Below are 23,650 nucleotides of genomic sequence, written 5' to 3' on the forward strand. Positions count from 1 at the left end.
ACAGAACCGCAGGTCAGCCCTTGCGGGCCTGAACCTCGGCGGTCAGCTGCGGGACGACGTCGAAGAGGTCGCCCACCACGCCGTAGTCGACGAGGTCGAAGATCGGGGCCTCGGCGTCCTTGTTGATGGCGACGATGGTCTTCGAGGTCTGCATGCCCGCGCGGTGCTGGATCGCGCCGGAGATGCCGGACGCGATGTACAGCTGCGGCGAGACCGACTTGCCGGTCTGGCCGACCTGGTTGGAGTGCGGGTACCAGCCGGCGTCGACCGCGGCGCGCGAGGCGCCGACGGCGGCACCGAGCGAGTCGGCGAGCGCCTCGATGATCGCGAAGTTCTCGGCGCCGTTGACGCCGCGGCCACCGGAGACCACGATCGCGGCCTCGGTCAGCTCGGGGCGGCCGGTCGACTCGCGCGGGGTGCGGGAGACGACCTTGGTGCCGTGCGCCTTCTCCGAGAAGGAGACGGCGAGCGCCTCGACGACACCGGCGGCCGGGGCGGCCTCGACCGGGGCCGAGTTCGGCTTGACCGTGATGACCGGGGTGCCCTTGGAGACACGGGACTTGGTGGTGAAGGAGGCGGCGAACGCGGCCTGCGTCGCGACCGGGCCCTCGTCACCGGCCTCCAGGTCCACGGCGTCCGTGATGATGCCGGAGCCGATGCGGACCGCGAGGCGGGCCGCGATCTCCTTGCCCTCGGCGGAGGACGGGACGAGCACGGCGGCGAGGGAGCCCGCGGCGGACAGGGAGTCGTACGCGGCCTGCAGGGCCTCCACCTTCGGGACGACGAGGTACTCGGCGAACTCGGGGGCGTCGGCGGTGAGGACCTTCACGGCGCCGTGCTCGGCGAGCGCGGCGGCGGTGTCGGCGGCGCCGTTGCCGAGGGCGAGGGCGACCGGGTCGCCGAGGCGGCGGGCCAGGGTCAGCAGCTCCAGGGTGGGCTTGCGGACGGCACCGTCGACGTGGTCGACGAGGACGAGAATCTCAGCCATGGGACTTCAATCTCCTGCGAACGAAAAAGGGGCGGACTGAGCGGACGGAACGGCTCGCGCGAGCTTCCGGTTGCCGTGTCGACCCGGGGACGTGACCTGTGCGGCTGCGCCGCGCGGCCCCCGGATCTCCGGCGACTAGATGAACTTCTGGCTCGCGAGGTACTCGGCGAGCTGCTTGCCGCCCTCGCCCTCGTCCTTGACGATCGTGCCGGCCGTGCGCGCGGGACGCTCGGCGGCCGAGTCGACCCGGGTCCAGGAGCCCTCGAGGCCGACCTCGTCGGCGTCGATGTCGAGGTCGTCGAGCTCCAGGGACTCCACCGGCTTCTTCTTGGCGGCCATGATGCCCTTGAAGGACGGGTAGCGCGCCTCGCCCGACTGGTCCGTCACGGACACGACGGCCGGAAGCGAGGCCTCCAGCTGCTCCGAGGCGGTGTCCCCGTCACGGCGGCCGATGACCTTGCCGTCCTCGATCTTGACCTCGGACAGCAGGGTGACCTGCGGGACGCCCAGGCGCTCCGCCAGGATCGCCGGCAGGACACCCATGGTGCCGTCGGTGGAGGCCATACCGGCGATGACGACGTCGTAGCCGGTCTTCTCGATGGCCTTGGCGAGCACGAGGGAGGTCGCCATGACGTCGCTGCCGTGCAGGTCGTCGTCCTCGACGTGGACGGCCTTGTCGGCGCCCATGGACAGCGCCTTGCGCAGCGCGTCCTTGGCGTCCTCGGGGCCGACCGTCAGCACGGTGACCTCGGCGTCGTCCGCCTCTTCGGCGATCTGCAGGGCCTGCTCGACCGCGTACTCGTCGAGCTCCGACAGCAGGCCGTCGACGTCGTCGCGGTCGACCGTCAGGTCGTCCGCGAACTTACGGTCTCCGGTCGCGTCGGGCACGTACTTCACACAGACAACGATCCTCAAGCTCACGCCGGCTCTCCTACTGCATCGTCATAACTTGGCTGCCTTGTTGCTCGCAGCATAGGCGCCTGAAGGGCGGGTTTCCGGTCGGGGCGCCGGACGCACCGACCGAAATATTACTCGTCAGTACACCCAGTCCGTTACCAGTAAGCAAGCGCTCAGCCATGTGACCTTGACAACGCGCGGAGAGGGGCGCGTACGGGAACTCTCAGTCGCGCAGGCCGTTGAAGCGCCCGTGGTGGTACAGGAGCGGCCGGCCGACCCCGTCCGGGTCCCCCGCGACGGCCTGCGCGATCACGATCCGGTGGTCACCCGCCGGCACCCGGGCGACGACGCGGCAGACCAGCCAGGCGAGGACGCCGCCGAGTACGGGCACGCCCTCGGGTCCCACGCTCCACCGGGTGTCCTCGCCGAAGCGGTCGGCGCCGCTGCGGGCGAAGGTGGCGGCCAGTTCCTGCTGGTGCTCGCCGAGTATGTGCACACCGATGTGCTCGGCCTCGGCCACCACGGGCCAGCTGGAGGAGGTGGTGCCCACACCGAAGGAGATCAGCGGGGGTTCGGCGGCGACGGAGTTGAGCGAGGTCGCGGTGAAGCCGACGGGGCGCTCGCCGTGCGCGGTGATCACCGCGACACCGGCCGCGTGCCGGCGGAAGACGGAGCGGAGCAGATCGGGAGAGGCCTGCCGGGGTGCGCCGATCGTGGGAACGGCGCGGAGCTCGGGCGAAACCGTCATGGAATTATCCTTCTGCGAGGGCGTCATGAGGGGAGTCCTGGGGTGGTCAGACACCCGGACAGCGCGCGCTCGCGTTGCGGGCCAGGTCCACGTGGGCCCGGCCGTAGAGAAGGAGTTCTGGGGGCACTCCGTCAGAGTGACGATCGTTGGCGGTTGCAGTCAAGTGGGTACCGGGATGTGGGAGAAGCGTCACCGCGTCAGACGGCCCGCCCCAGCGCGGCGATGACGTCCGCCCTGCGGGGCTGCCCGGCCGCCCGTCGGACGACCCGGCCCGCGCCGTCGAGGACGAGGACGGTGGGAGTGCGCACGATGCCCAGTTCCCGTACGAGGTCGAGCCGTTCCTCGGCGTCGATCTCCACGTGCGCGACGCCCGGCACCATGGCTGCCACCTCGGCGAGGGTGCGGCGGGTGGCACGGCAGGGCTGGCAGAAGGCGGTCGAGAACTGCACGAGGGTGGCCCGCTCCCCCAGCGCGACGCCGAGCGTCTCCGACCCCAGGATCTCCGCCGCGGTCTCCGCCGACATCCCTGTCTCCTTCTTTCCCGTACGCCACGTAGGCCACGTAGGCCACTTCTCACCCACCAGCAGCGTCGCACGAGACCGAACGATTCCCGCCATGGCCACCAAGGGTGACGAGAATCTCCCTGTACGAAGCCGCCTGGACTGGTCACGGCGCCCCGCATGGGGCACGATCTGCCCAAAGCCGAAAACCTACGGCCGCGTAACTTCGCCAGGAGAACCGCTCCGGGCACACGAAGAAGAGGTTCCTCTCCGATGGCAGAACTCGTCTATCGACCGGTCGTCGGTGCCGCGCTCACGCTGTTCAAGGCGCTCGACCTGAAGATCGACACGCAGGGTTCCGAGAACATCCCGCGTACGGGCGGGGCGGTGCTCGTGAGCAACCACATCAGCTATCTGGACTTCATCTTCACCGGCCTCGCGGCCCTCCCGCAGAAGCGTCTGGTGCGCTTCATGGCGAAGGACTCCGTCTTCAAGCACAAGGTCTCGGGGCCGCTCATGCGCGGCATGAAGCACATCCCCGTCGACCGCTCGCAGGGCGAGCACGCCTACCAGCACGCGCTCGAGTCGCTGCGGGCCGGCGAGATCATCGGCGTCTTCCCCGAGGCGACCATCTCCCAGTCCTTCACCCTCAAGAGCTTCAAGACGGGTGCGGCGCGGCTGGCGCAGGAGGCGGGCGTCCCGCTGATCCCGATGGCGCTCTGGGGCACCCAGCGGGTGTGGACGAAGGGCCGTCCCCGGAACTTCAAGCGGAGCCACATCCCGGTGACGATCCGCGTCGGCGAGCCCGTCGAGGCCCCCGCCGACCAGTACGCGGGCGCCATCACGCGGCGGCTGCGCGGGCGCGTCCAGGAGCTCCTGGAGGCCGCGCAGCGCGCCTACCCGGTCCGCCCGAAGGACGCCAACGACACGTGGTGGGTGCCCGCGCACCTCGGCGGTACGGCTCCGACGCCGGCCCAGGTCAAGGAAGCGGGCTGAGGCAGCCGGCAGCGGAGGCCGCCGGTCCGGCCCGCGGGCCGGTCACAGCTCCGTAGGGAGCGTCCTCCAGAGGTGCGGCCGGTCAGGGGCCGCCTTCAGCGCGCCCAGGACGGCCGGGTGGGGTTCGGCGTACAGCTCCGGGTAGTCCATCTCGCCGAGCCCTGGCCGTACGGTCCAGGCGAGGCGCTCCTCCCCCACCGAGAACCGGGCGTCGACGCCCGGTTTGTTGCCCCGCACGTCCTGCCGGGCCCATTCCCGCTCCCCGGGCAGCAGCACGGCCACGAGGCCGTGGATCACCGGGTTCGAGCCGTCGTCGTCCGCGAGCCGCTGATAGCAGAGGGCCGCGGGGATGCCGCGGGCGCGCAGCAGAGCGGCGTACGCGAGGGACTTGGCGTAACAGATGCCGGTGCCCTGCTCAAGGACGTCGGAGGCGCGCCAGGTGACGCGGAGATCGCCCGAGTCCTGGGAGTGCGGAATGGTGTCGCGGACGTACGCGTAGGCCGCCTCGGCGTATGAGTATGCGTCGACGTGATCGCCGGAGAGACGATCGGCCACCTCCCTGACCAGCGGGTGGTCATGGTCGACGGTCTCGCCGACCGCCAAATAGGACGATACGTCGGGGTGTTGCTGCACGAGTTCCATGCGGTGAGAGCGTAAGGAAACGGCCGGACGGAAGTCAATGACTTTCCGTCCGGCCGCATATTCATGCATTGCCAGCCGAGGGGACGTTACTGGCGGGCCATCTCTTCCTTCAGCGCCTGGAGGAAGGCGTCCACGTCGTCCTCCGTGGTGTCGAAGGCGCACATCCAGCGGACATCGCCGGCGGCCTCGTCCCAGAAGTAGAAGCGGAAGCGTTCCTGCAGCCGCCTGGTCACCTCGTGCGGGAGGCGCGCGAAGACCGCGTTGGCCTGCACGGGGTAGAGGATCTCCACCCCGTCGACCGCGCGCACACCCGCCGCGAGGCGCTGGGCCATCGCGTTGCCGTGGCGGGCGTTGCGCAGCCACAGGTCCTTGGCGAGGAGCGCCTCCAGCTGCACCGACACGAAGCGCATCTTCGAGGCGAGCTGCATGGACATCTTGCGCAGGTGCTTCATGTGGCTGACGGCGTCCGGGTTGAGGACGACGACGGCCTCGCCGAAGAGCATGCCGTTCTTCGTACCGCCGTACGAGATCACGTCCACGCCGACCGCGTTGGTGAACGCGCGCATCGGCACGTCCAGCGAGGCGGCGGCGTTGGCTATCCGGGCGCCGTCGAGGTGCACCTTCATGCCCTTGGCATGGGAGTGCTCGACGATCGCGCGGATCTCCTCGACCGTGTAGACCGTGCCCAGCTCGGTGTTCTGGGTGATCGAGACGACCTGCGGCATCGCCCGGTGCTCGTCCTCCCAGCCCCAGGCCTGCCGGTCGATCAGCTCGGGGGTGAGCTTGCCGTCCGGGGTCGGCACGGTGAGCAGCTTGAGGCCGCCCATCCGCTCGGGCGCCCCGCCCTCGTCCACGTTGATGTGCGCGGACTCGGCGCAGACGACGGCGCCCCAGCGGTCGGTGAGCGCCTGGAGCGCGGTCACGTTGGCGCCGGTGCCGTTGAAGACCGGGAAGGCCTCGGCACTGGAGCCGAAGTGGCTGTGCATGATGCGCTGGAGGTGCTCGGTGTACTGGTCCTCGCCGTAGGCGACCTGGTGGCCTTCGTTGGCGAGGGCGAGGGCCGCGAGGACCTCGGGGTGGGCGCCGGCGTAGTTGTCGCTGGCGAAGCCCCGGACCGACGGGTCGTGGTGACGACGCGCGTCGGTCCGTGGGCCGGAGGCCGGTGTCACGGCTTGGGGGTCAGCCACAGACGCTGTCCATTCACTTCCTGGGCGGGCTTGTCCCACAGTCCGGCGATCTCGTCGGCCAGATCCTTGACGTCGGTGAAGCCCGCGAACTTCGCGTTGGGGCGTTCGGCGCGCATCGCGTCGTGCACCAATGCCTTGATCACCAGGATGGCAGCCGCCGCCTGCGGGCCGTCGTCGCCCCCCAGCTTGCGGAACGAGTCCGCCATGGCGAGGGTCCAGGCCTCCGCGGCCGCCTTGCCCGCGTTGTACGCGGCGTTGTTGGCGAGGGGCTTGTGGGCGCCGACCTGGCTGATCAGCGCGTACCGGCCGCGTCCGCCGGCACGCAGCAGCCCGTCGTGGAAGGCGAGCGAGGTGTGCTGGACGGTGCGGATGAGGAGCTTCTCCAGGAAGTCCCAGTCCTTGAGGTCGGTCTCCGTGAAGGAGGCGCTGCCGCGCCAGCCGCCGACGAGGTGGACCAGGCCGTCGATCCGGCCGAACTCCTTCTCGGTCTTCGCGGCCCAGTCGCGGGTGGCGTCCAGGTCGAGCAGGTCGACGGTGTCGCCGATGACCCGGGCGCCGCCGTGGGCGTAGCGGGCGGCGTCGACGGCCTCCGCGAGGCGCGCCGGATCGGCGTCGGAGCCGACGACGGTCGCGCCCGCCTCGGCGAGGCGCATCAGGGTCGCGCGGCCCGCGGGGCCGGCCGCGCCGGCGACCGCGATGACGGCGCCGTCGAGCGGCCCGCCGTTTCCGTTGGCGTTCATGGGCGACGCCTCCTCCATGGTCTCCGTGCCGTCGGTGAGGTCGCTCATGCGGCGGCCCGCTCGGTGCGCGGGACGTCGGCGGCGGTGATCCCCTTGGTGTCGGCGATCACGCCCTTCAGCTTCTTGCCGAGGGCCTCAAAGAACATGCTGAGCGGAAACTCGTCCGGAAGCACGTCGTCGACGAGCTTGCGCGGCGGGAGGGAGAGGTCCAGGGCGTCAGGACCCTTGGCCCAGGTCGATCCCGGGTGCGGGGCGAGGTAGGTGGAGACGAGCTCGTACGCCTTGAACCAGTGGACCAGCTTCGGGCGGTCGATGCCGTCGCGGTAGAGCTTCTCGATCTCGGCGCAGAGCTGGTTGGTGACCTCGGGGGCCCGCTGCCAGTCGATCTTGAGGGTGTTGTCCGTCCAGCGCACCACGTCGTTCTTGTGGAGGTACGCGAAGAGGAGCTGGCCGCCGAGACCGTCGTAGTTGCGGTTGCGGTCGCCGGAGAGCGGGAAGCGGAACATCCGGTCGAAGAGGACCGCGTACTGCACGTCACGGCCGTGCGCGTTGCCCTCGGCCTCCAGCTTCACGGCCTCCTTGAAGGCGGTGAGGTCGCAGCGGAGCTCCTCCAGGCCGTACATCCAGAACGGCTGGCGCTGCTTGATCATGAAGGGGTCGAAGGGCAGGTCGCCGTGGCTGTGCGTGCGGTCGTGGACCATGTCCCAGAGCACGAACGCCTGCTCGCAGCGGGTCTGGTCGTCGATCATCGCCGCGATGTCCGCGGGCAGGTCGATGCCCAGGGTGTCGACGGCGGCCTCGGTGACCTTGCGGAAGCGGGCGGCCTCGCGGTCGCAGAAGATGCCGCCCCAGCTGAAGCGCTCGGGGGCCTCGCGGACGGCGATGGTCTCCGGGAAGAGGACGGCCGAGTGGGTGTCGTACCCGGCGGTGAAGTCCTCGAAGGTGATGCCGCAGAAGAGCGGGTTGTCGTAGCGGGTGGCTTCCAGCTCGGCGAGCCACTCCGGCCACACCATGCGGAGCACGACGGCTTCGAGGTTGCGGTCCAGGTTGCCGTTCTGCGTGTACATCGGGAAGAGCACGAGGTGCTGGAGCCCGTCGACGCGGTCGGCTGCCGGCTGGAAGGCCAGCAGCGAGTCCAGGAAGTCCGGGACCGTGAAGCCGCTCTCGGCCCACTTGCGCAGGTCGGAGACGAGCGCGAGGTGGTAGGCGCCGTCGTGCGGGACGAGCGGGGAGAGCTGCTCGACCGCGGCGGCGACCCGGTCGAGGGTCAGCTCGACGAGGGCGCGGGCGGGCGCGTCCGCGTTCTCCGGGTCGAAGTCGATGGAGCCGTCGGCGCTCTGCCAGACACGGATCTCCTCCACGGCACTCTTGAGCTCGGCCCAAGCCGGGTGGTCGATGACCCGGACGTCGGCGGCTATCGCCCCACCGGTCGCGTCCTGCACAAGAATTTCCGTCATGCCTCTTCCTCCACAGGAGAACCTTCCGTCAAGACACCGTAACCATCCACGGTTCCTCGACACAAGGGGAGCAAGAGAAATTATCCTGTGCGACCCCCATGGTGACCGAAGTTTTTCCTGTCTACTGGGTTTGAGGCCACGCTTCCGCCGTACGGGTCGCCTCCGCCGGGCCCTCTCCGCCCCCGCTCGACCACGCAGCGTCAGACCAGGGTCTTGACCAGCAGCTCGAACTGCAGATCGTCACGCTGCGGCAGGCCGAAGCGCTCGTCCCCGTACGGGAACGGCGTCATCCGTCCCGTACGCCGGTAGCCACGCCGCTCGTACCAGGCGACGAGCTCCTCGCGCACGGAGATCACCGTCATGTGCATCTCCCGGACGTCCCACAGTTCGCGCACCCGCCGCTCGGCCTCCTCGATGATCCGCCTGCCGAGGCCCGCGCCCTGGAGCTCGGGACGGACCGCGAACATCCCGAAGTAGGCGGCCTCGCCCCGGTGCTCCAGCTGGCAGCAGGCGACGACCTCGCCGTCGCGCTCGACGACCAGGAGACGGCTGCCCGGAGTGGTGATGACGGCGGCCACACCCTCGGGGTCGGTGCGCTGCCCCTGGAGGAGGTCCGCCTCCGTGGTCCAGCCGCCCCTGCTGGAGTCACCCCGGTAGGCCGACTCGACGAGCGGGACGAGGACGGGGACGTCGTCCAGGACCGCCTCGCGGTACTCGATCCGGCTCTCGGTCGTGCCGGTCTCCTGGGACGTGGCGGTGTCCATGCGTGCGGGCTCCCCTCGGGCGCTGACGATCGGCGTGCGCGATCGTCCCGAGCCTAACGCGCGCACCTTTCGCTCCCCCTCGTACACCCGTGCGCGCCCGTGCGCCCGCGTGCGGGCTCCCGGCGACGGGCATTCCTCTGGACGAAGGGGGAGGTGTGCCGTGCACGGAGCGACCCTGTCGGGGTGGTTGCTGGTCGCGCTCTGCGCCGCGACGGGCACGTACTGCCTGCTGCGGATGCGCGCGTGCGACGGGGCGGAGCGGCGGGCCGCGGGCGGCGAGGCCGTCATGGGCCTCGGCATGGCCGCCATGGCGCTGCCCGCGACGGTGGTGACACAGCCCGGCTGGAGCTGGACGGTGTACGCGGCGGTGTTCGGCGGGGCGGCGCTGCTCGGCCTGGTCGGTGCCGCCCGGCGCGGCGGCCACCATCTGCACCATCTCGTCGGCTCGCTCGCGATGCTGTACATGGCGGTGGCGATGGCCTCCCCCGTCGCACAGGGGGCGCACACGGGGCACGCCATGGGGACAGCCGGCGGCATACCCCTGCTCACGGGCGTGCTGCTCCTCTACTACACGGTGTACGTCCTGCGCGCGGGGGCGCGGCTGGCACCGGCGGCGGTGACGGCGACCGGTGGCCCCGGCCCGTCCTGGGCGACCCGGCCGGAGCTGACCCTCGCGTGCCGGCTCTCGATGGCCCTGGCGATGGTGGCGATGCTGGTGACGCTGTGAGGGCGTGACGTCGTGACGTGTGGGAGCGGGTGATCCACACCGCCCTCACAACGAAACCGTGTCGTACGTCACTTGGCGTCCGGGGCCATACCCCCGACCCGTACCGCACTCATAGGGTGACGCTCATGTGGGTCTCCCTCGCGCTACTCCTGCTCGGCGTCCTGACCGCCCTCGCGGCCCCCCGGCTGCTGGCGCGGGCCGACTGGGTGGAGCGAGAACCCGTGGTCGCGCTCTGGGTGTGGCAGTGCGTGGTGGCGGCGGTGCTGCTGAGCTTCGCGCTGTCGATGACGTTCAGCGCGTCGGCGGCCTGGCAGGCGGTACGGGGGCAGCTCTTCGCGCCCGCGCCGCGCGCGGTGGTCGACGCGTACGAACTCGGCACGAGCGGCCCCTGGTCGGGGGTCCTCGCGGTCGCCCTGGCCTGCGGTGGCGTCTGGTCCGGAGCGATGCTCGGCCGGGAGATCGGCCAGGCGCGCGCCCGGCGCGGACAGCGCCGCCGCGACCTCCTCGTCCGCGCGCCCCTGCTGCCCGGCGAGCAGCCGGGCAGCGAGCGGCTCGTCGTCCTGGAGGGCGAGCGTGCGGGCGCGTGGTGGATGGCGGGGACGACTCCCCGGCTCGTCGTCACCACGGCCGCGCTGCGGCGCCTGAAGGGCCGGCAGCTGGACGCGGTCCTGGCCCACGAACAGGGGCACGCCCGGGCCCGGCACGACTGGCTGCTGCACTGCTCGGCCGCGCTCGCCGGCGGCTTCCCGGGGATCCCCGTCTTCGCGGCGTTCCGCGAGGAGATGCACCGGCTGGTGGAGCTGGCCGCGGACGACGTGGCCTCGCGCCGGTTCGGGCGGCTGACGATCGCCCTGGCCCTCGTCGAACTGAACGAGGACCGGGGGGTGTTCGGACCCGGCCCGGCCACGGACGCGGATCTGCCGCAGCGGGTGCACCGGCTCCTCACGGCGGCGCCGCGGCTCACGGCGGGGCACCGGCTGCGGCTGACCGCCGCGGCGTCCCTGGTCCCCGTGGTCCCGGTGCTCGTGGCCTTCGTCCCGGCGCTCAGCGCGCTGGGGTAGCGGGGCGGAGCGCACGGGGCCGGCGGGGCGGAGCGTGCGGGGACGCGCCCTCGGCTCTCGATCGCCGCTCGGGGTGGGGCGGTTCGTCGCTCGGGACAGGGTCGATGGCCGCTCGGGGTGGGGCGGTTCGTCGCTCGGCGTGGGGTGTCGGGCAGGATCGGCGCATGCGCCCCTCCGCCGTGGTCTCCGGAGTCCTGTTCGTCCTCCTGCTCGTGCTCGTCGCCGCGGGGTGGCCCCCTTTGCTCTCCCTCGACCGGTGGATCGCCGAGGAGTCGCACCGCGACGCCGTCGCCTCCCCCGGTGTCACCGGCCTCAACCGCTTCCTCAGCGACTGGGTGTGGGACCCCTGGGCGATGCGCGCCCTGGCCGCGGTGGCCGTCGTGCTGCTGTGGTGGCGGCGGGAGCGGATCCTCGCCCTGTGGGTGGCCGGCACGAGCCTCGTCGCGGTGGGACTCCAGCAGGGGTTGAAGGCTCTGGTGGGGCGGGACCGGCCCGTGTGGACCGATCCGGTCGACTCCGCGCGGTACGCCGCCTTCCCCTCCGGACACGCGATGACGGCGATGGTGACCTGCGGCCTGCTCCTGTGGGTGCTCGCGCTGCACTGGCGGGCGGACTGGCGCGGCTGGAGCGTCCTCGCGAGTGCCGCGGTCGTGTCGGTGCTCGGCGTCGGCTGGACGCGGATCCACCTGGGCGTGCACTGGGCGTCGGACGTGCTCGGCGGCTGGCTGCTCGGCTGGTGCTGCGTGGCCGCGGCCGTCCTCCTGTTCCGCCGGTTCGAGCGACGAGGCTCGAAGATCGGCGGCTCCGGCGCCTCGCCGGCCCTGGGGAGGAGAATGGGAGAAACGCGATGAAGCCGCCTGTTCTGGACGATCCCCCGTGTCGCCCAGAACAGACGGCCTCCCCGCCGGTCTGCCACAGGGGCGCGCCGACGGGATGCGCTGAGTATATTGGCCGGCAGCCAGTCAACGCAGGAGCCAAGCATGTCCCCGCGTAGCCCATCGGTCAATGAAGAGCTCAGACGCCGCTCACGTGAGCGGATTCTGCGGGCCACCGTGGACCTGATGTCGACGCATGGCTACGAGGCGACCACGCTCGGCGACATCGCGGAGCGGGCCGGTACGGCGCGCGGGCTCATCTCGTACTACTTCCCGGGGAAGCGGCAGCTGCTGCAGGCGGCGGTGCACCGGCTGATGCATCTGACGCTGGAGGAGGCGCTGGAGCGCGAGCCGCGCACGGAGGACGGCCGGGAGCGGCTGGCCCGGGCGATCGACGCGATCCTCGGGCTCGCGGTGGCCCGGCCCACCCTGATGCGGACCCACATGGCGGGAATCCTGCAGGCCGACGGGTTCGTGCAGTGCGAGGAGCAGCAGCGCCTCGCGTTCCTGCTGCGGGACACGGTCACCCGGTACGGCTCCGAGGACGTGGACACGGACTATCCGCTGCTGCGCGCGCTCCTGATGGGCGCGGTGGTGGCGGTGCTGCTGCCGGGCGCGCCGATGCCGATGGCGCGGCTGCGGTGGGAGCTCTTCCAGCGGTACGGGCTCGACTGGGAGCAGGGCGCGCCGCCGGACGGAGGTCCGCCCGACGGCGCGCCTGTGGTGCCGCTCGATCAGTCGTCGAGGTCGAAGTAGTCCGGCTGCGTCTGGACGTTCAGCTCGTCCATCCGGATCCGCTTCGCGGGGTCGGTGCGGGGGTCGGAGAGCTTCAGGACGTCGAAGCCCTTGGCCATGTCGTTCGAGTAGATGTAGCCGTTGTAGTAGTACGCGGACCAGGAACCGCCCGAGGACATCTTCGTGGCCGACAGCGGGCCGCGCTCGAAGAAGCCGATCTCCTTCGGGTTGGCGGAGTCGGTGAAGTCCCAGACCGAGATGCCGCCCTGGTACCAGGCCTGGACCATGAGGTCCTTGCCCTTGACCGGGATCAGCGAGCCGTTGTGGGCGACGCAGTTCTCGGTGTTGGCCTGGTGGCGCGGGATCTTGAAGTAGCTGCGGAAGACGAGGTCGAGCTTCTTGCCCTTGCCGACGATGTCGTAGATGCCGTCGGCGCCCCGGTTCGGGCCGATGACGGCGTTGCAGGTGGCGGCGCCGCCACCGCCGAGCTCGTCAGTGAAGATGACCTTGTTGGCCTTCTGGTTGAAGGTCGCCGAGTGCCAGAACGCGAAGTTGACGTTGTCCTGGACCTGGTCGATCACCCTCGGGCGCTCGGGGTCCTCGATGTCGAAGAGGATGCCGTCACCCATGCAGGCGCCGGCGGCGAGGTCCTTCTCCGGCAGCACGGTGATGTCGTGGCAGCCGGTGGTCTTGGAGACGCCCGGGTTGGTGGGACCGCCCGGGTTGCCGCCGCCGTCCGGGCCCTCGCCCGGGAAGAGGACGGGGAAGCTGACGATCGCGGCCTGCTCGGGCGACTGGCGGGGCACCTTGATGACGGAGATGCCGTCGTGCGGGGGCTGGCAGTCCGGGAAGGCGACGTTGGGCGAGTAGGAGGAGACGTACACGTACACGTCCTTGCCCTTGGGCACGAGCGTGTGGGTGTGCGAGCCACAGGCGGTCTCGACGGCGGCGACGTACTTCGGGTTCGCGATGTCGCTGATGTCGAAGATCTTCATGCCCTCCCAGGATTCCTTCACCGAGGCGGGCTGCGACGTGCTGGCGCAGGAGTTGTCGCTTCGGGAGGAGTCGGTGGAGAGGAAGACGAGGTTCCCGGAGACGGAGATGTCGTTCTGGGAACCGGGGCAGAGGACCTGGGCGACGGTCTTCGGGGCCTTCGGGTCGCTGATGTCGAAGATCCGGAAGCCGTCGTAGTTGCCGGCGAAGGCGTACTTGCCCTGGAAGGCCAGGTCCGAGTTGGTGCCCTTGAGGGCGTCCTTGGGGATGTTGGCGAGGTGCTCGATGTTCTGGCTGTGGACGATCTCGTCCACGCCGGGTATCTCACCGCTCTGGATGGCGGAACGCGCCTCGGCCGCCTGCTCCGCCGAGACCGTGCCCTGGGTGAGGGCGTCTCCGGGGTCGGGGGTGGCGAACGACGGTCCGGCCGCCAGCATCGTGGCCAGAAGTCCGGCCGCGGCGGATGCCACGCCCAGGCGCCTGATCCGTGCACGCGCGGTACGCGGGGTACGCGGGATTCGCAACGAAATCACTCCGTCCTCGCTGGTATCCGTTCAGCCTTGAACGGATGTTGGACCCCGGCAGTATGGTCCTTGGCGTGCGCATCTCAACAGATGGCAACACAGACGTAATGAAGGTTTTTGATCGATCCCCACGTGAAAAGTGCTAGGAACGGTCACTATCCCGCAAGAACATCTGGAGGTCGCGTTGTTGATCCGCCGTCAGCGATCCGTCGTCACCGTGGCCCTGTCCCTCGTGGCCGTACTCGCCCTGAGTGCCTGCGAGTCGGGGTCCGGCACGGACGCGCCGAAGGCCCAGGGCTCGGCCGGAGGCTCGGTGGTGGCACCGGGGAAGCCCGGCGAGCCGGCCAAACGGATATCGCCGGAGGAGGCCGCCCGCCTCCTCCCGGACGAGACCCCGAACAGCGCCGACTTCCGGTACGTGCAGATGATGGTCGTCCACCATCGCCAGGCGCTGGTCATGACGGAACTCGCCCCACAGCGGGCGCGATCCACGCAGGTCAAGAAGCTCGCCGAGCGGATCTCGGCCGCGCAGCTGCCGGAGATCGGCGCGATGGAGGGCTGGCTGACGACCAACGGCGGGCCGCGCGAACAGAGCGGCCACGACCATCACTCGATGCCGGGCATGGCGACCGAGGCCCAGCTGAAGCAGCTGCGGAGCGCGAAGGGCGCGGCGTTCGACGAGCTGTTCCTGAAGCTCATGATCACGCACCACGAGGGGGCAGTGACGATGGCGGCCGAGGTGCTGAGCGAGGGGAACAACGTCCTGGTGGAGGAGATGGCCAACGACGTGATCACCCAGCAGACTTCGGAGATCAACCGCATGCAGTCGCTGTAGGGCGAGGATCCGGGGAGCGGTGAACTCCCGCGTCACCCCTCCTCGCGACCCCTCCTCGTCACTCCTCCTCGTCCCCCTCCTCGACACTGCTCCGACGCTCGGCCTGCGCCTCGGCCGCCGTCAGGACAGTGTCCAGGAGGCCGGGGAAGAGGGCGTCAAGGTCGCCCCTGCGCAGGGCGTTGAGCTTGGCCGTGCCCCGGTACGTCTGCTCGATGACACCGCTCTCACGCAGGACGCGGAAGTGGTGCGTCGTCGTGGACTTGGTCACGGGGAGGTCGAAGTACGAGCAGCTCAGCGCGGAGTCCGCGCGCGCCAGGTCCCGCACGATGCGCAGCCGTACGGCGTCCGACAGCGCGTGGAGCACCTCTTCGAGGCCGATCCGGTCCCGCGGGGGGTGCTCAAGCGCACGAGGGCTGGTGGCGGTCGTCATGGCGGCGGCTCCACTTCATCCGGGTGACCCTCATTGTACGAGAACTCTCGTAGTTTGACAGATGCCGTACTACGACGAGTATCGTACGAGCATCCCCTGAGGCCCCAGAAACGGAGTCCGTCATGAGCGTCACCCTGTTCCAGCCCTACACCCTGCGTTCGCTGACCGTGCCCAACCGGGTCTGGATGGCGCCCATGTGCCAGTACTCGGCCGAGATGACCGGGCCGAACGCGGGTGTGGCCGGGGACTGGCACTTCGCCCACTACGCCTCCCGGGCCACCGGCGGCACCGGGCTCATCCTCGTCGAGGCGACCGCCGTCGCCCCCGAGGGCCGGATCAGCCCGGCGGACCTCGGTCTGTGGAACGACACCCAGACGGAGGGGCTGCGCCGGATCGCGGGCTTCCTCAAGGAGCACGGCACGGTGCCCGGCATCCAGATCGGTCACGCGGGCCGCAAGGCCTCGACCAAGCGCCCCTGGCAGGGGCGCGGCCCGGTACCGACGGGCGAGCCCGGCTGGCAGCCGGTCGCGCCCAGCCCGGTGGAGTTCGCCGAGGGATACCCGGTGCCCACCGAGCTCACCGTCGAGCGGATCCACGAGATCACCGGACAGTTCGCGGCCGCGGCCCGCCGTGCGCTGGACGCGGGCTTCGAGGTCGTCGAGGTGCACGGCGCCCACGGCTACCTCATCGGCGAGTTCCTGTCCCCGCACAGCAACCACCGCACGGACGAGTACGGCGGCTCCTTCGAGAACCGGACGCGGCTCGCCCTGGAGGTCGTCGACGCGGTGCGGTCCGTGTGGCCCGAGGAGCTGCCCGTCTTCTTCCGGATCTCCGCCACCGACTGGCTGGAGGAGCAGGGCTGGACGGTCGACGAGACCGTACGCTTCGCCGCACTCCTCCGCGAGCACGGCGTCGACCTCCTCGACGTCTCCAGCGGCGGCAACGGCGGACCGGCCGAGATCCCGGTCGGCCCCGGCTACCAGGTGCCCTTCGCCGCCCGGGTCAAGGCGGAGACCGGGCTGCCGGTGGCCGCCGTCGGTCTGATCACCGAGAGCGGCCAGGCCGAGAAGATCCTGGCCAACGGCGAGGCCGACGCGGTCCTCCTCGGCCGCGAGCTGCTCCGCGACGCCTCCTGGGCCCGCCGCGCCGCCCGCGAGCTCGGCGCGGAGACCCACGCGCCGGCCCAGTACGCCTGGGCGATCTGACGGGGACGGGCGGGTCAAGGGCGCCGTCGCCGAGGGGCGCACGGGGAGCCACCCGAGGGCGTGCGGAGAGTGCGCGTGGGCAGCCGCCGAGGAGGTGGCGCGGGGAGTGTGCGGGGAGCCGCCGAGGGTGCCGCAGGTGTGTCCGGGGGCCGTTGTCAGTGGCCGGGTGCAGACTGGCCCGTATCCGCGACAACGGCGTCCTGGAGGTAGCGAACATGCCTGACGTACTCCTCACCGTAGGCACCCGCAAGGGGCTCTTCATCGGCCATCGGCACGACGGCCGATGGGAGTTCGACGATCCGGCCTTCCCCGCGCAGGCCGTCTACTCGGTCGCGATCGACACCCGGCGACCGGTCCCCCGGCTGCTCGTGGGCGGGGACAGCGCCCACTGGGGACCGTCCGTCTTCCACTCCGACGACCTCGGCGCGAACTGGACCGAGCCCGCGCGGCCCGCGGTCAAGTTCCCGGAGGACACCGGGGCATCCCTGGAGCGCGTCTGGCAACTGCACCCCGCGCCGGAGCACTCCCCCGACGTCGTGTACGCGGGGACGGAGCCGGCGGCGCTGTTCCGCTCGACGGACGGCGGGGAGTCCTTCACCCTCGTCCGCCCGCTCTGGGAGCACCCCACCCGCGACAAGTGGGTGCCCGGCGGAGGCGGCGAGGCCGTCCACACCGTCGTCACCGATCCCCGCGATCCGGACGCGCTGACCGTCGCGGTGTCCACCGCGGGGGTGTTCCGTTCCCGGGACGGCGGGGCCGCGTGGGAGCCGTCCAACCAGGGAGTGTCCGCGGTCTTCCTCCCCGATCCGAACCCGGAGTTCGGGCAGTGCGTCCACAAGATCGCCCAGGACGCGGGCGACAAGGACCGGCTGTACCTCCAGAACCACTGGGGCGTGTTCCGCAGCGACGACGCGGGCGGCAGCTGGTCCGACATCGGTGCCGGGCTCCCCTCCGACTTCGGCTTCGCGATCGCCGCCCACCCGCACCGCCCGGACACGGCCTACGTCTTCCCCATCACGGCCGACTCCGACCGTGTCCCGGCGGGGCGCCGCTGCCGGGTCTACCGGACGAGCGACGCGGGAGCCGGCTGGGAACCGCTGAGCCGCGGCCTGCCCCAGGGCGATCACTACGGCACGGTCCTGCGCGACGCGCTCTGCACGGACGACGCGGACCCGGCGGGCGTCTACTTCGGCAACCGGAACGGCGAGGTGTACGCGAGCGCCGACGACGGCGACAGCTGGCAGCTCCTGGCGGAGCACCTGCCGGACGTACTGTGTGTACGAGCGGCGGTGGTCTGAAGACACCGGCCCCGTAACGGAGGAAGAGCCTCCGTCCGGTTCGCCGGACGGGCGCCGGCTGGAGCGTGAGCGCGGGCGCCGGGGTGTGTCTGTGGGACTGCTGCTACGGCGCCAACCATACGTTCGCCTTCACCTTCGCGCAGGCGCTCGAGCGGGCCGGTGGGTCAGGGCAGGCGCCAGTCCACCGGCTGGGCTCCCTGCTTCAGGAGCAGGTCGTTCGCGCGGCTGAAGGGCCGGGAGCCGAAGAAGCCGCGGTCCGCCGACATCGGCGACGGGTGCACGGACTCGACCGCCGGAAGATCGCCGAGGAGCGGGCGGGCCCTGCGGGCGTCACTGCCCCACAGGATGGAGACCAGGGGCTTGCCGCGGGCGGCCAGCGCGCGGATGGCCTGCTCGGTGACCTCTTCCCAGCCCTTGCCTCGATGTGCGGCGGGCTTGCGCGGGGCCGTGGTCAGCGCCCTGTTGAGCAGCAGGACGCCCTGGCCGGTCCAGGGGGTCAGGTCGCCGTTCGACGGACGGGGCAGGCCCAGGTCGGTGTGCAGCTCCCGGAAGATGTTCTCCAGGCTGCCGGGCAGCGAACGGACCTCGGGGGCGACCGAGAAGCTGAGTCCCATCGCCATCCCGGGCGTGGGATAGGGGTCCTGACCCACGATCAGGACCCGCACCTCGTCGAAGGGCTGCTGGAACGCCCGCAGGACGTTCGGCCCGGAAGGGAGGTACGTCCGGCCCGCGGCGATCTCCGCGCGCAGGAAGTCGCCCATCTCCGCCACACGCCCCGCGACGGGGCGCAGAGCCTCCGCCCAGCCGGGCTCCACCAGTTCGTTCAAGGGTCGCGCTGTCACGATCCGTCACTCTACCGGCCTACAGTGACAGCCCGGTCCGGCCCGGTCGGCGGGGCACCCCCTAGACTCCCGCCACTCGGCCGCCCCTTGTCCCCCTCATGTCAGGACGGTGCACGTGGATTCCGTGAACGAGCCCTCCGTGGGCCTTGTCGTCGGTGTGGACTCCGGCGGCTCCGGGCTGCGGATCGCCCTGGCCGAGGCGGCGGGCGGCAGGGTTCTCGACGCCCTCGCCTCCCGCGAACCCGTCCGGACCGGGCCGGGCGGGATCTCCGCCGCCCACTTCCTGGAGCAGGTCCTCCCGGCGGTCCGAGAGCTGCGGGAGCGCACCGCGACCGGGGCGCGCGCCGACCTGCCCGTCCTCGCCGTGGCCGTGGGCGCCGCCGGGATGGCGACGCTCGGGAACGAGCTGCGGGCCGAGTTGCCCCGCGCCTTCGCGGAGGCCTGGGGAGTGCGGCGCCTCGCGCTCGCGGCCGACGCCGTCACCGCGTACTGCGGGGCGCTCGGGCAGCGGCCGGGCGCGGTCGTCGCGGGCGGCACGGGGATGATCGCGCTCGGTACGGATCTGGTGTCCTGGCGCCGGGCCGACGGCTGGGGGCACCTCCTCGGCGACTGCGGCAGCGGCGCCTGGATCGGCCGGGCGGGCCTGGAGGCGGCGATGCGCGCCCACGACGGGCGGCGCGGCGGTTCCACGGCGCTCCTGGCCCGGGCCGAGAAGCTGTTCGGGCCGGTGACCGGCCTGCCGGGCGCGCTCTACCCCCGTACCGACCGTCCCGCGGTGCTCGCCTCGTTCGCCCCGGAGGTGGGGGCCTGCGCCGCCGCCGGGGACCCGGTCGCGGCGGACGTCCTCGTCCGGGCCGCGGGTCACGTCGCGGATGCCGCCGAGGCGGTGTGCCCGGACACCCCCGGAGCCCTGGTCGCCCTGACGGGCGGACTGTTCAGAATCGGCGACCCCCTCCTCGTACCCCTGAGGGCCGCGCTCGCGGAGCGGATCCCGCACGCCCTGACGGTGGCGCCCGCGGGTGATCCGCAGGCCGGGGCGGTCACCCTCGCCTCGGCGCTCGCCACGGGCACGCTGCGCCTGCCGGAGGACCCGTCGCTGCTCACGCTCGTCCGTTAGCCCGGCGGGGCGGCGAGGGGTGGGGAGCACGGGAGCGACGGCATCCGCCCAGGTCGGGGCCGGTGCGGAGGATCCGGATCGGGGCGGGATCGAGCCGGTTTCAGGCCGGGATCGGGCCGGGATCGTGTCTGATTCGGGCAGGGAGACCGGACATAGGGGGACAGACGGCGCGCGATCGCACCTCACCGAACAGCGTGGCAGACGAAACCAGTAGCATGCGGCGCCATGAGCTCCCCCACTGGGCCTGCTTCCGGCCTGCCTGTACGAATGCCTCGACCCCGCCAGTCCGGGCGGCACCGTCGCCCCGAACCCGCGGCGGCGCCCGAGGGCGCTCCCGCGCTGGTTCTCGCCGTTCCCGGTGTTCCGTCGGCCGCCATACGCTCCCTCGCCGAAGAGGTCGTGAGCATCGCCCGCTCGGAGCTGCCCGGCCTGGAGGCCGTGATCGGTTTCCTGGACGGCGACGACACCGAGTACCCCTCGCTCGCGACCGTGCTCACGGGCGCCGACGCGCTGCGCACCCAGCGGTACCAGCTGGCCGTGGCGGCCGGCCGTGAGGTCACCGCCCCGACGGGTCCCGCCGCCGTCGTGGTCCCGCTGCTCGCGGGCCCGGACAGCGCCCTGATGCGCCAGGTCCGCCAGGCCGTCATGGACAGCGGCAACACCGCCGAGCTGACCGAGGTCCTCGGTCCGCACCCGCTGCTCGCCGAGGCGCTGCACGTGCGCCTGTCCGAGGCGGGGCTCGCGCGTGCCGACCGCGCCCGGCTGTTCACGGTGGCGACGGCCGCCGACGGCATCATCCTGGCCACGGTCGGTGGCGAGGAGGCCGTGCAGGCCGCCGGGATCACCGGCATGCTGCTCGCCGCGCGCCTCGCGGTGCCGGTGATGGCCGCCGCGCTCGACCAGGAGGGTTCGATCACCTCCATCGCCGAGCAGCTGCGCGCCGCGGGTTCGGCCCAGCTGGCCCTCGCGCCGTACCTGATCGGCCCCGAGCTGGCCGAGGGTCTGCTCGACGAGGCCTCGAAGGAGGCCGGATGCGCCGCCGCCGAGCCGCTGGGGGCCTACCCGGCGATCGGCAAGCTGGTGCTCTCGCAGTACATGGCGACGCTGGGCATCCCGCCGCAGCACGCGCAGGGCGCGCCGTCGCTCTGAGACGCGGCGCAGGAGAAGGGCCCGCACCGGATGCGTCCGGATGCGGGCCCTTCTCGTGCGTCTCGCACAGGACCTCGTGGGCGGCTCAGCCGAAGACGACGCAGGAGGCCGCCGGGGCCTCGATCGCGCCAGCCAGGACCGGGACGCCGGTCTCGGGGTCGAGGTCGAACCAGGTGACGTCTCCGGAGCGCTCGTTGGCCGCGTACAGGCGTCGCCCTGAGGGGTCGAGGGTCAGGTCGCGGGGCCAGACGCCGCCGCAGGCCACGGTGGCGACGAGGTGGGCCTTCGCCCCGTCCGGGTCGAGGGCGAGGACGGCGAGGGTGTCGTCGCCGCGGACGGCGGCCCACAGGAAGCGGCCGTCGGAGGCCGCGACGATCTCGGAGGGGTAGCTGGGGCCGGTGGTGCCCTCGGGGACGACGGGGGTCTCGCCGAGGGGTTCGAGGACGCCCGCCTCCGCGTCCCAGCGGCAGACGGTGAGGGTGGGCTCCAGCTCGTTCAGGACGTAGGCGTGGGTGCCCGCCGGGTGGAAGACGAGGTGGCGGGGGCCGGTGCCGGGGCGCAGCGCGGTCTCGTGGCGCAGGGTGAGCGCACCGGTCGCGGGGTCGAGGGCGCAGACGCGTACGGAGTCGGTGCCGAGGTCCACGCTGACGACCCAGCGTCCGGAGGGATCGGGGAGCACCTGGTGGGCGTGGGGGCCGCTCTGGCGGTCGGGGACGCTGCCGCTGCCCTCGTGCCGGAGGACGGCCGTGGCGGGGCGGGGGGTGCCGTCCGCGGCCAGGGGCAGCACGGTGACGCTGCCGGAGGTGTAGTTGGCCGTGAGGAGGTGGCCGGCGGCGAGCGCGAGGTGGGTGGGGTCGGCGCCGTCGACGGGGACGGGTGCGCCGAGCGGGCGGGGTACGGGGCCGGTGACGTCGAAGGCGGCGACCGCGCCCGGCTCGGTCTCGGAGACCGCGTGGAGGACGGGGCCGGCGAGGGCGAGGAAGGACGGGTCGGCGACGGCGTCGGTGGCGCCGGTGACGGTCAGCGCGCCCGTCGCCCCGTCGACGTCGGCGGCGAGGACGCCGAGACCGCCCGCCGAGGTGAACGACCCGATGTACGCCCGCAGCGCGCTCCGGCCCTGTACCGCCCCTGTGTCGCCCATGGCGCCTCCCTGTCGTGGGGCCGGTCAGGGACGACCGGCCGTCGTCAGGCCGACGGTAGCAGGCGGTCTAGACCAAATTGGCGCTGAACGACGGGGTCCGCCGCCTCTCCGGAGGGCTTCGTCAGGAGCGGGCCGTCCAGGCACTCGGCTGGGTCCGCAGCGGAGCGTCGAGCTCCGTGAGGACGCGGGCGAGCCCCCTCGCGTGGACGAGGGCGGGCGCGCCCAGGTGGTTCTCGCCTTCGGTCCGGAGGTGCGCGTCCGTCGCGACCACGGCCCCGCTCCGGGAGGTGAGGGCCTCCACGGCGGCTTCGACGCGCCAGCAGGCCGCGGCCAGGCGGGCGTCGTGACTGGCGTCCGGGTCGGCGGCCACGTCCACCAGGCCTCGGACCTCTCCCGCGGCCTGGTCGAGCAGCGTCAGCACACGGCGCGCTCGCGCCTTCCTGGCCGAGAACGGGTTCAGGGGATGCACCAGCGGGCTCAGGGACAACCGCACGCGGCCGAGCAGGGACTCCAGCTCGGCGGCGTGCGGCGTGGGATCGGCGGACGCTTCGCCGGCGAGTCGGCGGACGGACGCGGAGGTGGCCGACCGGACGCACAGCAGCGCTCGCTGGATCCACGCGTCGTTCGTCGTGTGGGTCCGTACAGGAAGGACCAGGGTCACGACGAGCCCGGCGCACACCGCCCCGACCATCGTCTCCGCCACGCGCAGCAGGAGCAGCGAGCCGTCCAGCACCCCGAGCAGTCCGTAGAGGAGACTCGCCATCAGGGTGACGGCCAGGATCATCCAGCTGTACGAGACCGCGGCTGTGTAGAAGATCGCGAAGACGCACACGGCGACCAGCAGGGCCGTGGCCGCGGGCGCGCCGCCGAGCGGGACGGCCACGAGGAATCCGACGGCGATGCCGGTGACGGTGCCGAGAACGCGGCGGAAGCCCCGGACGAGCGTCTCGCCGCGCGAGGCGGTGTTGACGAAGATCCACCAGACGGTGCCGACGGCCCAGTACCAGCGCTCCTCCGAGAGGAACTGGCCCAGGAGGAGGGCCACACCGGAGGCCACGGAGACCTGTACCGCCTGCCGCGTGGTCGCGCGGGCGAGCCCCGTTCCCGGAAGCGCCGCGGGCACGGCCGGCGGCGGGACGCGCCGCTCGATGGGCCAGATCAGGAAGCGGACGGTCGCCGCGGCCCCCACGGCGACGGCAGTGGCCGCGTACAGCTCGGGGAGCTGGGCGGGGAGCGCGTGGAGGAACTGCGTCACGAAGAACTGCATGAAGGCGAAGATGCCGAGGGCGTGCCCGCGCGGTCCCCAGCGGCGGGCGTAGACGCCGGCGAAGACCACGACGAGCCAGGACGCGTCGCGCAGGAGCGGTGCGTCGTGGAGGAGGGTCGCGAGCGCGAGGACCGGGAAGCCGACGGCCGGCAGCAGGGCGGTGGTGACGGCCTGGCGGCGGACGGTGGGGTCGCCGACGGTGAAGAGCGCGAGCAGGGCGGCGAGACCGGCGGTGATGGAGGCGGTCAGGGAGAGGCCGAGGAGCTCGGCCAGGGCGACCGCGAGCGCGATGCCGAGGACGGCACGGAGCGAGACCCTGAGCCGGACGCGCCCCGGATCCGGGGCCGTCACGTACTTCTGCAACTTTCGCACGGCGGCCAATCCCGCCCCCCTTGTTCCTGATCCTCGCCGCACGCGAGGCTCCCCGGGGGTGGTGGGGGCTCGGACACGACGAAAGCACCGCGGGCCGGTCCGGCCTCGTCGCCGGACGGGCGCTGCGCGGCGCCGAAGGTATGTGATGCCTACAAGAATA

At 71.9% G+C, this 23,650-nt stretch carries 25 protein-coding genes; 11 read left to right on the forward strand and 14 right to left on the reverse strand.

The window, feature by feature from the left end; genetic code table 11:
• Positions 1-13: 13 nt before the first annotated feature.
• The 4 genes from ACWFR1_RS07000 to ACWFR1_RS07015 form a co-directional block, all read right to left on the reverse strand.
• Positions 14-988: an electron transfer flavoprotein subunit alpha/FixB family protein gene (locus tag ACWFR1_RS07000; RefSeq protein WP_453547377.1), complete on the reverse strand. Its 975-nt coding sequence runs from the start codon at positions 986-988 to the stop codon at positions 14-16.
• 135 nt (positions 989-1,123) lie between these two features.
• Positions 1,124-1,909, reverse strand: coding sequence for an electron transfer flavoprotein subunit beta/FixA family protein (locus ACWFR1_RS07005; protein ID WP_453547380.1), 786 nt, complete (start codon positions 1,907-1,909; stop codon positions 1,124-1,126).
• Between the two features lie 199 nt (positions 1,910-2,108).
• On the reverse strand, positions 2,109-2,633 hold the full coding sequence (locus ACWFR1_RS07010; RefSeq protein ID WP_453547382.1) for a flavin reductase family protein: 525 nt from the start codon (positions 2,631-2,633) through the stop codon (positions 2,109-2,111).
• 197 nt (positions 2,634-2,830) lie between these two features.
• A complete protein-coding gene (locus ACWFR1_RS07015; RefSeq protein WP_453547385.1) occupies positions 2,831-3,157 on the reverse strand; it encodes a TlpA family protein disulfide reductase in 327 nt (108 codons plus the stop codon).
• A 249-nt stretch (positions 3,158-3,406) separates the two neighbouring features.
• Here ACWFR1_RS07015 and ACWFR1_RS07020 point away from each other — a divergent pair, with 249 nt between their 5' ends.
• Positions 3,407-4,129: a lysophospholipid acyltransferase family protein gene (locus tag ACWFR1_RS07020; protein WP_453547387.1), complete on the forward strand. Its 723-nt coding sequence runs from the start codon at positions 3,407-3,409 to the stop codon at positions 4,127-4,129.
• 42 nt (positions 4,130-4,171) lie between these two features.
• On the opposite strand, the gene ACWFR1_RS07025 is transcribed toward ACWFR1_RS07020, so the two are convergent.
• Complete coding sequence (locus tag ACWFR1_RS07025; protein ID WP_453547389.1) at positions 4,172-4,732, reverse strand: transglutaminase-like domain-containing protein; 561 nt, start codon at positions 4,730-4,732, stop codon at positions 4,172-4,174.
• Between ACWFR1_RS07025 and ACWFR1_RS07030 the strand changes: the two genes are divergently transcribed.
• Positions 4,706-4,786 carry a hypothetical protein gene (locus ACWFR1_RS07030; protein ID WP_453547606.1) on the forward strand — a complete coding sequence of 27 codons (81 nt, stop codon included), beginning with the start codon at positions 4,706-4,708 and terminating at the stop codon, positions 4,784-4,786. The two genes, ACWFR1_RS07025 and ACWFR1_RS07030, sit on opposite strands and share 27 nt — an antisense overlap.
• A 71-nt stretch (positions 4,787-4,857) precedes the next feature.
• Here ACWFR1_RS07030 and ACWFR1_RS07035 read toward each other — a convergent pair whose 3' ends face one another.
• The 4 genes from ACWFR1_RS07035 to ACWFR1_RS07050 all read right to left on the reverse strand — a co-directional run bounded on the left by ACWFR1_RS07035 (position 4,858) and on the right by ACWFR1_RS07050 (position 8,919).
• Entirely contained in the window at positions 4,858-5,940 is a 1,083-nt protein-coding gene (locus ACWFR1_RS07035) for a threonine aldolase family protein (protein ID WP_453547608.1), read from the reverse strand.
• Positions 5,937-6,746, reverse strand: a complete 810-nt coding sequence (locus tag ACWFR1_RS07040; protein WP_453547392.1) for an SDR family NAD(P)-dependent oxidoreductase — start codon at positions 6,744-6,746, stop codon at positions 5,937-5,939. The genes ACWFR1_RS07035 and ACWFR1_RS07040 overlap by 4 nt, the downstream gene beginning before the upstream one ends.
• A complete protein-coding gene (locus tag ACWFR1_RS07045) occupies positions 6,743-8,155 on the reverse strand; it encodes a DUF6421 family protein (protein ID WP_453547395.1) in 1,413 nt (470 codons plus the stop codon). Before ACWFR1_RS07045 ends, ACWFR1_RS07040 begins: the two co-directional genes overlap by 4 nt.
• Positions 8,156-8,355: 200 nt before the next feature.
• A complete protein-coding gene (locus ACWFR1_RS07050; protein WP_453547397.1) occupies positions 8,356-8,919 on the reverse strand; it encodes a GNAT family N-acetyltransferase in 564 nt (187 codons plus the stop codon).
• Between the two features lie 160 nt (positions 8,920-9,079).
• On the opposite strand from ACWFR1_RS07050, the gene ACWFR1_RS07055 reads away from it, so the two are divergent.
• The 4 genes from ACWFR1_RS07055 (at position 9,080) to ACWFR1_RS07070 (ending at position 12,338) form a co-directional block, all read left to right on the forward strand.
• Positions 9,080-9,646, forward strand: coding sequence for a DUF5134 domain-containing protein (locus ACWFR1_RS07055; protein ID WP_453547399.1), 567 nt, complete (start codon positions 9,080-9,082; stop codon positions 9,644-9,646).
• Positions 9,647-9,771: 125 nt separating this feature from the next.
• Positions 9,772-10,707, forward strand: a complete 936-nt coding sequence (locus ACWFR1_RS07060; protein ID WP_453547401.1) for a M56 family metallopeptidase — start codon at positions 9,772-9,774, stop codon at positions 10,705-10,707.
• A 164-nt stretch (positions 10,708-10,871) separates the two neighbouring features.
• Entirely contained in the window at positions 10,872-11,558 is a 687-nt protein-coding gene (locus ACWFR1_RS07065; RefSeq protein ID WP_453547403.1) for a phosphatase PAP2 family protein, read from the forward strand.
• A gap of 129 nt (positions 11,559-11,687) precedes the next feature.
• Positions 11,688-12,338, forward strand: coding sequence for a TetR/AcrR family transcriptional regulator (locus tag ACWFR1_RS07070; RefSeq protein WP_453547406.1), 651 nt, complete (start codon positions 11,688-11,690; stop codon positions 12,336-12,338).
• Here ACWFR1_RS07070 and ACWFR1_RS07075 read toward each other — a convergent pair.
• The gene (locus ACWFR1_RS07075; protein WP_453547610.1) at positions 12,317-13,747 is read right to left on the reverse strand and encodes an LVIVD repeat-containing protein; all 1,431 of its coding nucleotides are present in this window, start codon (positions 13,745-13,747) and stop codon (positions 12,317-12,319) included. The two genes, ACWFR1_RS07070 and ACWFR1_RS07075, sit on opposite strands and share 22 nt — an antisense overlap.
• Positions 13,748-14,018: 271 nt before the next feature.
• Here ACWFR1_RS07075 and ACWFR1_RS07080 point away from each other — a divergent pair, with 271 nt between their 5' ends.
• Positions 14,019-14,669 carry a DUF305 domain-containing protein gene (locus ACWFR1_RS07080; protein ID WP_453547408.1) on the forward strand — a complete coding sequence of 217 codons (651 nt, stop codon included), beginning with the start codon at positions 14,019-14,021 and terminating at the stop codon, positions 14,667-14,669.
• 58 nt (positions 14,670-14,727) lie between these two features.
• Here the strand turns inward: ACWFR1_RS07080 and ACWFR1_RS07085 are convergent, their stop codons facing one another.
• The gene (locus ACWFR1_RS07085) at positions 14,728-15,099 is read right to left on the reverse strand and encodes an ArsR/SmtB family transcription factor (RefSeq protein WP_453547410.1); all 372 of its coding nucleotides are present in this window, start codon (positions 15,097-15,099) and stop codon (positions 14,728-14,730) included.
• 122 nt (positions 15,100-15,221) lie between these two features.
• On the opposite strand from ACWFR1_RS07085, the gene ACWFR1_RS07090 reads away from it, so the two are divergent.
• Entirely contained in the window at positions 15,222-16,304 is a 1,083-nt protein-coding gene (locus ACWFR1_RS07090; protein ID WP_453547412.1) for an NADH:flavin oxidoreductase/NADH oxidase, read from the forward strand.
• A 215-nt stretch (positions 16,305-16,519) separates the two neighbouring features.
• Positions 16,520-17,602, forward strand: coding sequence for a WD40/YVTN/BNR-like repeat-containing protein (locus ACWFR1_RS07095; protein ID WP_453547415.1), 1,083 nt, complete (start codon positions 16,520-16,522; stop codon positions 17,600-17,602).
• A 164-nt stretch (positions 17,603-17,766) separates the two neighbouring features.
• Here the strand turns inward: ACWFR1_RS07095 and ACWFR1_RS07100 are convergent, their stop codons facing one another.
• Positions 17,767-18,444 (reverse strand): uracil-DNA glycosylase, encoded by a 678-nt coding sequence (locus tag ACWFR1_RS07100; RefSeq protein ID WP_453547417.1) that lies wholly within the window; start codon positions 18,442-18,444, stop codon positions 17,767-17,769.
• 115 nt (positions 18,445-18,559) lie between these two features.
• On the opposite strand from ACWFR1_RS07100, the gene ACWFR1_RS07105 reads away from it, so the two are divergent.
• Together ACWFR1_RS07105 and ACWFR1_RS07110 are read left to right on the forward strand one after the other, a co-directional pair.
• Entirely contained in the window at positions 18,560-19,561 is a 1,002-nt protein-coding gene (locus ACWFR1_RS07105; RefSeq protein ID WP_453547419.1) for an N-acetylglucosamine kinase, read from the forward strand.
• A 225-nt stretch (positions 19,562-19,786) separates the two neighbouring features.
• The gene (locus ACWFR1_RS07110) at positions 19,787-20,710 is read left to right on the forward strand and encodes a sirohydrochlorin chelatase (RefSeq protein ID WP_453547421.1); all 924 of its coding nucleotides are present in this window, start codon (positions 19,787-19,789) and stop codon (positions 20,708-20,710) included.
• 85 nt (positions 20,711-20,795) lie between these two features.
• Here the strand turns inward: ACWFR1_RS07110 and ACWFR1_RS07115 are convergent, their stop codons facing one another.
• Together ACWFR1_RS07115 and ACWFR1_RS07120 are read right to left on the reverse strand one after the other, a co-directional pair.
• Complete coding sequence (locus ACWFR1_RS07115; protein ID WP_453547423.1) at positions 20,796-21,851, reverse strand: lactonase family protein; 1,056 nt, start codon at positions 21,849-21,851, stop codon at positions 20,796-20,798.
• Positions 21,852-21,972: 121 nt separating this feature from the next.
• Positions 21,973-23,499 carry an FUSC family protein gene (locus ACWFR1_RS07120; protein ID WP_453547425.1) on the reverse strand — a complete coding sequence of 509 codons (1,527 nt, stop codon included), beginning with the start codon at positions 23,497-23,499 and terminating at the stop codon, positions 21,973-21,975.
• Positions 23,500-23,650: the final 151 nt, after the last annotated feature.

It is taken from the genome of Streptomyces sp. NPDC055103, from assembly GCF_053607625.1.

Bases quoted from the DNA above. Each gene is read 5' to 3' on its own strand.
- ACWFR1_RS07000 (WP_453547377.1), bottom strand. From the start codon at position 988: ATGGCTGAGATTCTCGTCCTCGTCGACCACGTCGACGGTGCCGTCCGC.
- ACWFR1_RS07010 (WP_453547382.1), bottom strand. From the start codon at position 2,633: ATGACGGTTTCGCCCGAGCTCCGCGCCGTTCCCACGATCGGCGCACCC.
- ACWFR1_RS07015 (WP_453547385.1), bottom strand. From the start codon at position 3,157: ATGTCGGCGGAGACCGCGGCGGAGATCCTGGGGTCGGAGACGCTCGGC.
- ACWFR1_RS07020 (WP_453547387.1), top strand. From the start codon at position 3,407: ATGGCAGAACTCGTCTATCGACCGGTCGTCGGTGCCGCGCTCACGCTG.
- ACWFR1_RS07030 (WP_453547606.1), top strand. From the start codon at position 4,706: ATGGTCGACGGTCTCGCCGACCGCCAAATAGGACGATACGTCGGGGTG.
- ACWFR1_RS07040 (WP_453547392.1), bottom strand. From the start codon at position 6,746: ATGAGCGACCTCACCGACGGCACGGAGACCATGGAGGAGGCGTCGCCC.
- ACWFR1_RS07045 (WP_453547395.1), bottom strand. From the start codon at position 8,155: ATGACGGAAATTCTTGTGCAGGACGCGACCGGTGGGGCGATAGCCGCC.
- ACWFR1_RS07050 (WP_453547397.1), bottom strand. From the start codon at position 8,919: ATGGACACCGCCACGTCCCAGGAGACCGGCACGACCGAGAGCCGGATC.
- ACWFR1_RS07060 (WP_453547401.1), top strand. From the start codon at position 9,772: ATGTGGGTCTCCCTCGCGCTACTCCTGCTCGGCGTCCTGACCGCCCTC.
- ACWFR1_RS07065 (WP_453547403.1), top strand. From the start codon at position 10,872: ATGCGCCCCTCCGCCGTGGTCTCCGGAGTCCTGTTCGTCCTCCTGCTC.
- ACWFR1_RS07070 (WP_453547406.1), top strand. From the start codon at position 11,688: ATGTCCCCGCGTAGCCCATCGGTCAATGAAGAGCTCAGACGCCGCTCA.
- ACWFR1_RS07075 (WP_453547610.1), bottom strand. From the start codon at position 13,747: ATGCTGGCGGCCGGACCGTCGTTCGCCACCCCCGACCCCGGAGACGCC.
- ACWFR1_RS07085 (WP_453547410.1), bottom strand. From the start codon at position 15,099: ATGACGACCGCCACCAGCCCTCGTGCGCTTGAGCACCCCCCGCGGGAC.
- ACWFR1_RS07090 (WP_453547412.1), top strand. From the start codon at position 15,222: ATGAGCGTCACCCTGTTCCAGCCCTACACCCTGCGTTCGCTGACCGTG.
- ACWFR1_RS07095 (WP_453547415.1), top strand. From the start codon at position 16,520: ATGCCTGACGTACTCCTCACCGTAGGCACCCGCAAGGGGCTCTTCATC.
- ACWFR1_RS07110 (WP_453547421.1), top strand. From the start codon at position 19,787: ATGAGCTCCCCCACTGGGCCTGCTTCCGGCCTGCCTGTACGAATGCCT.
- ACWFR1_RS07115 (WP_453547423.1), bottom strand. From the start codon at position 21,851: ATGGGCGACACAGGGGCGGTACAGGGCCGGAGCGCGCTGCGGGCGTAC.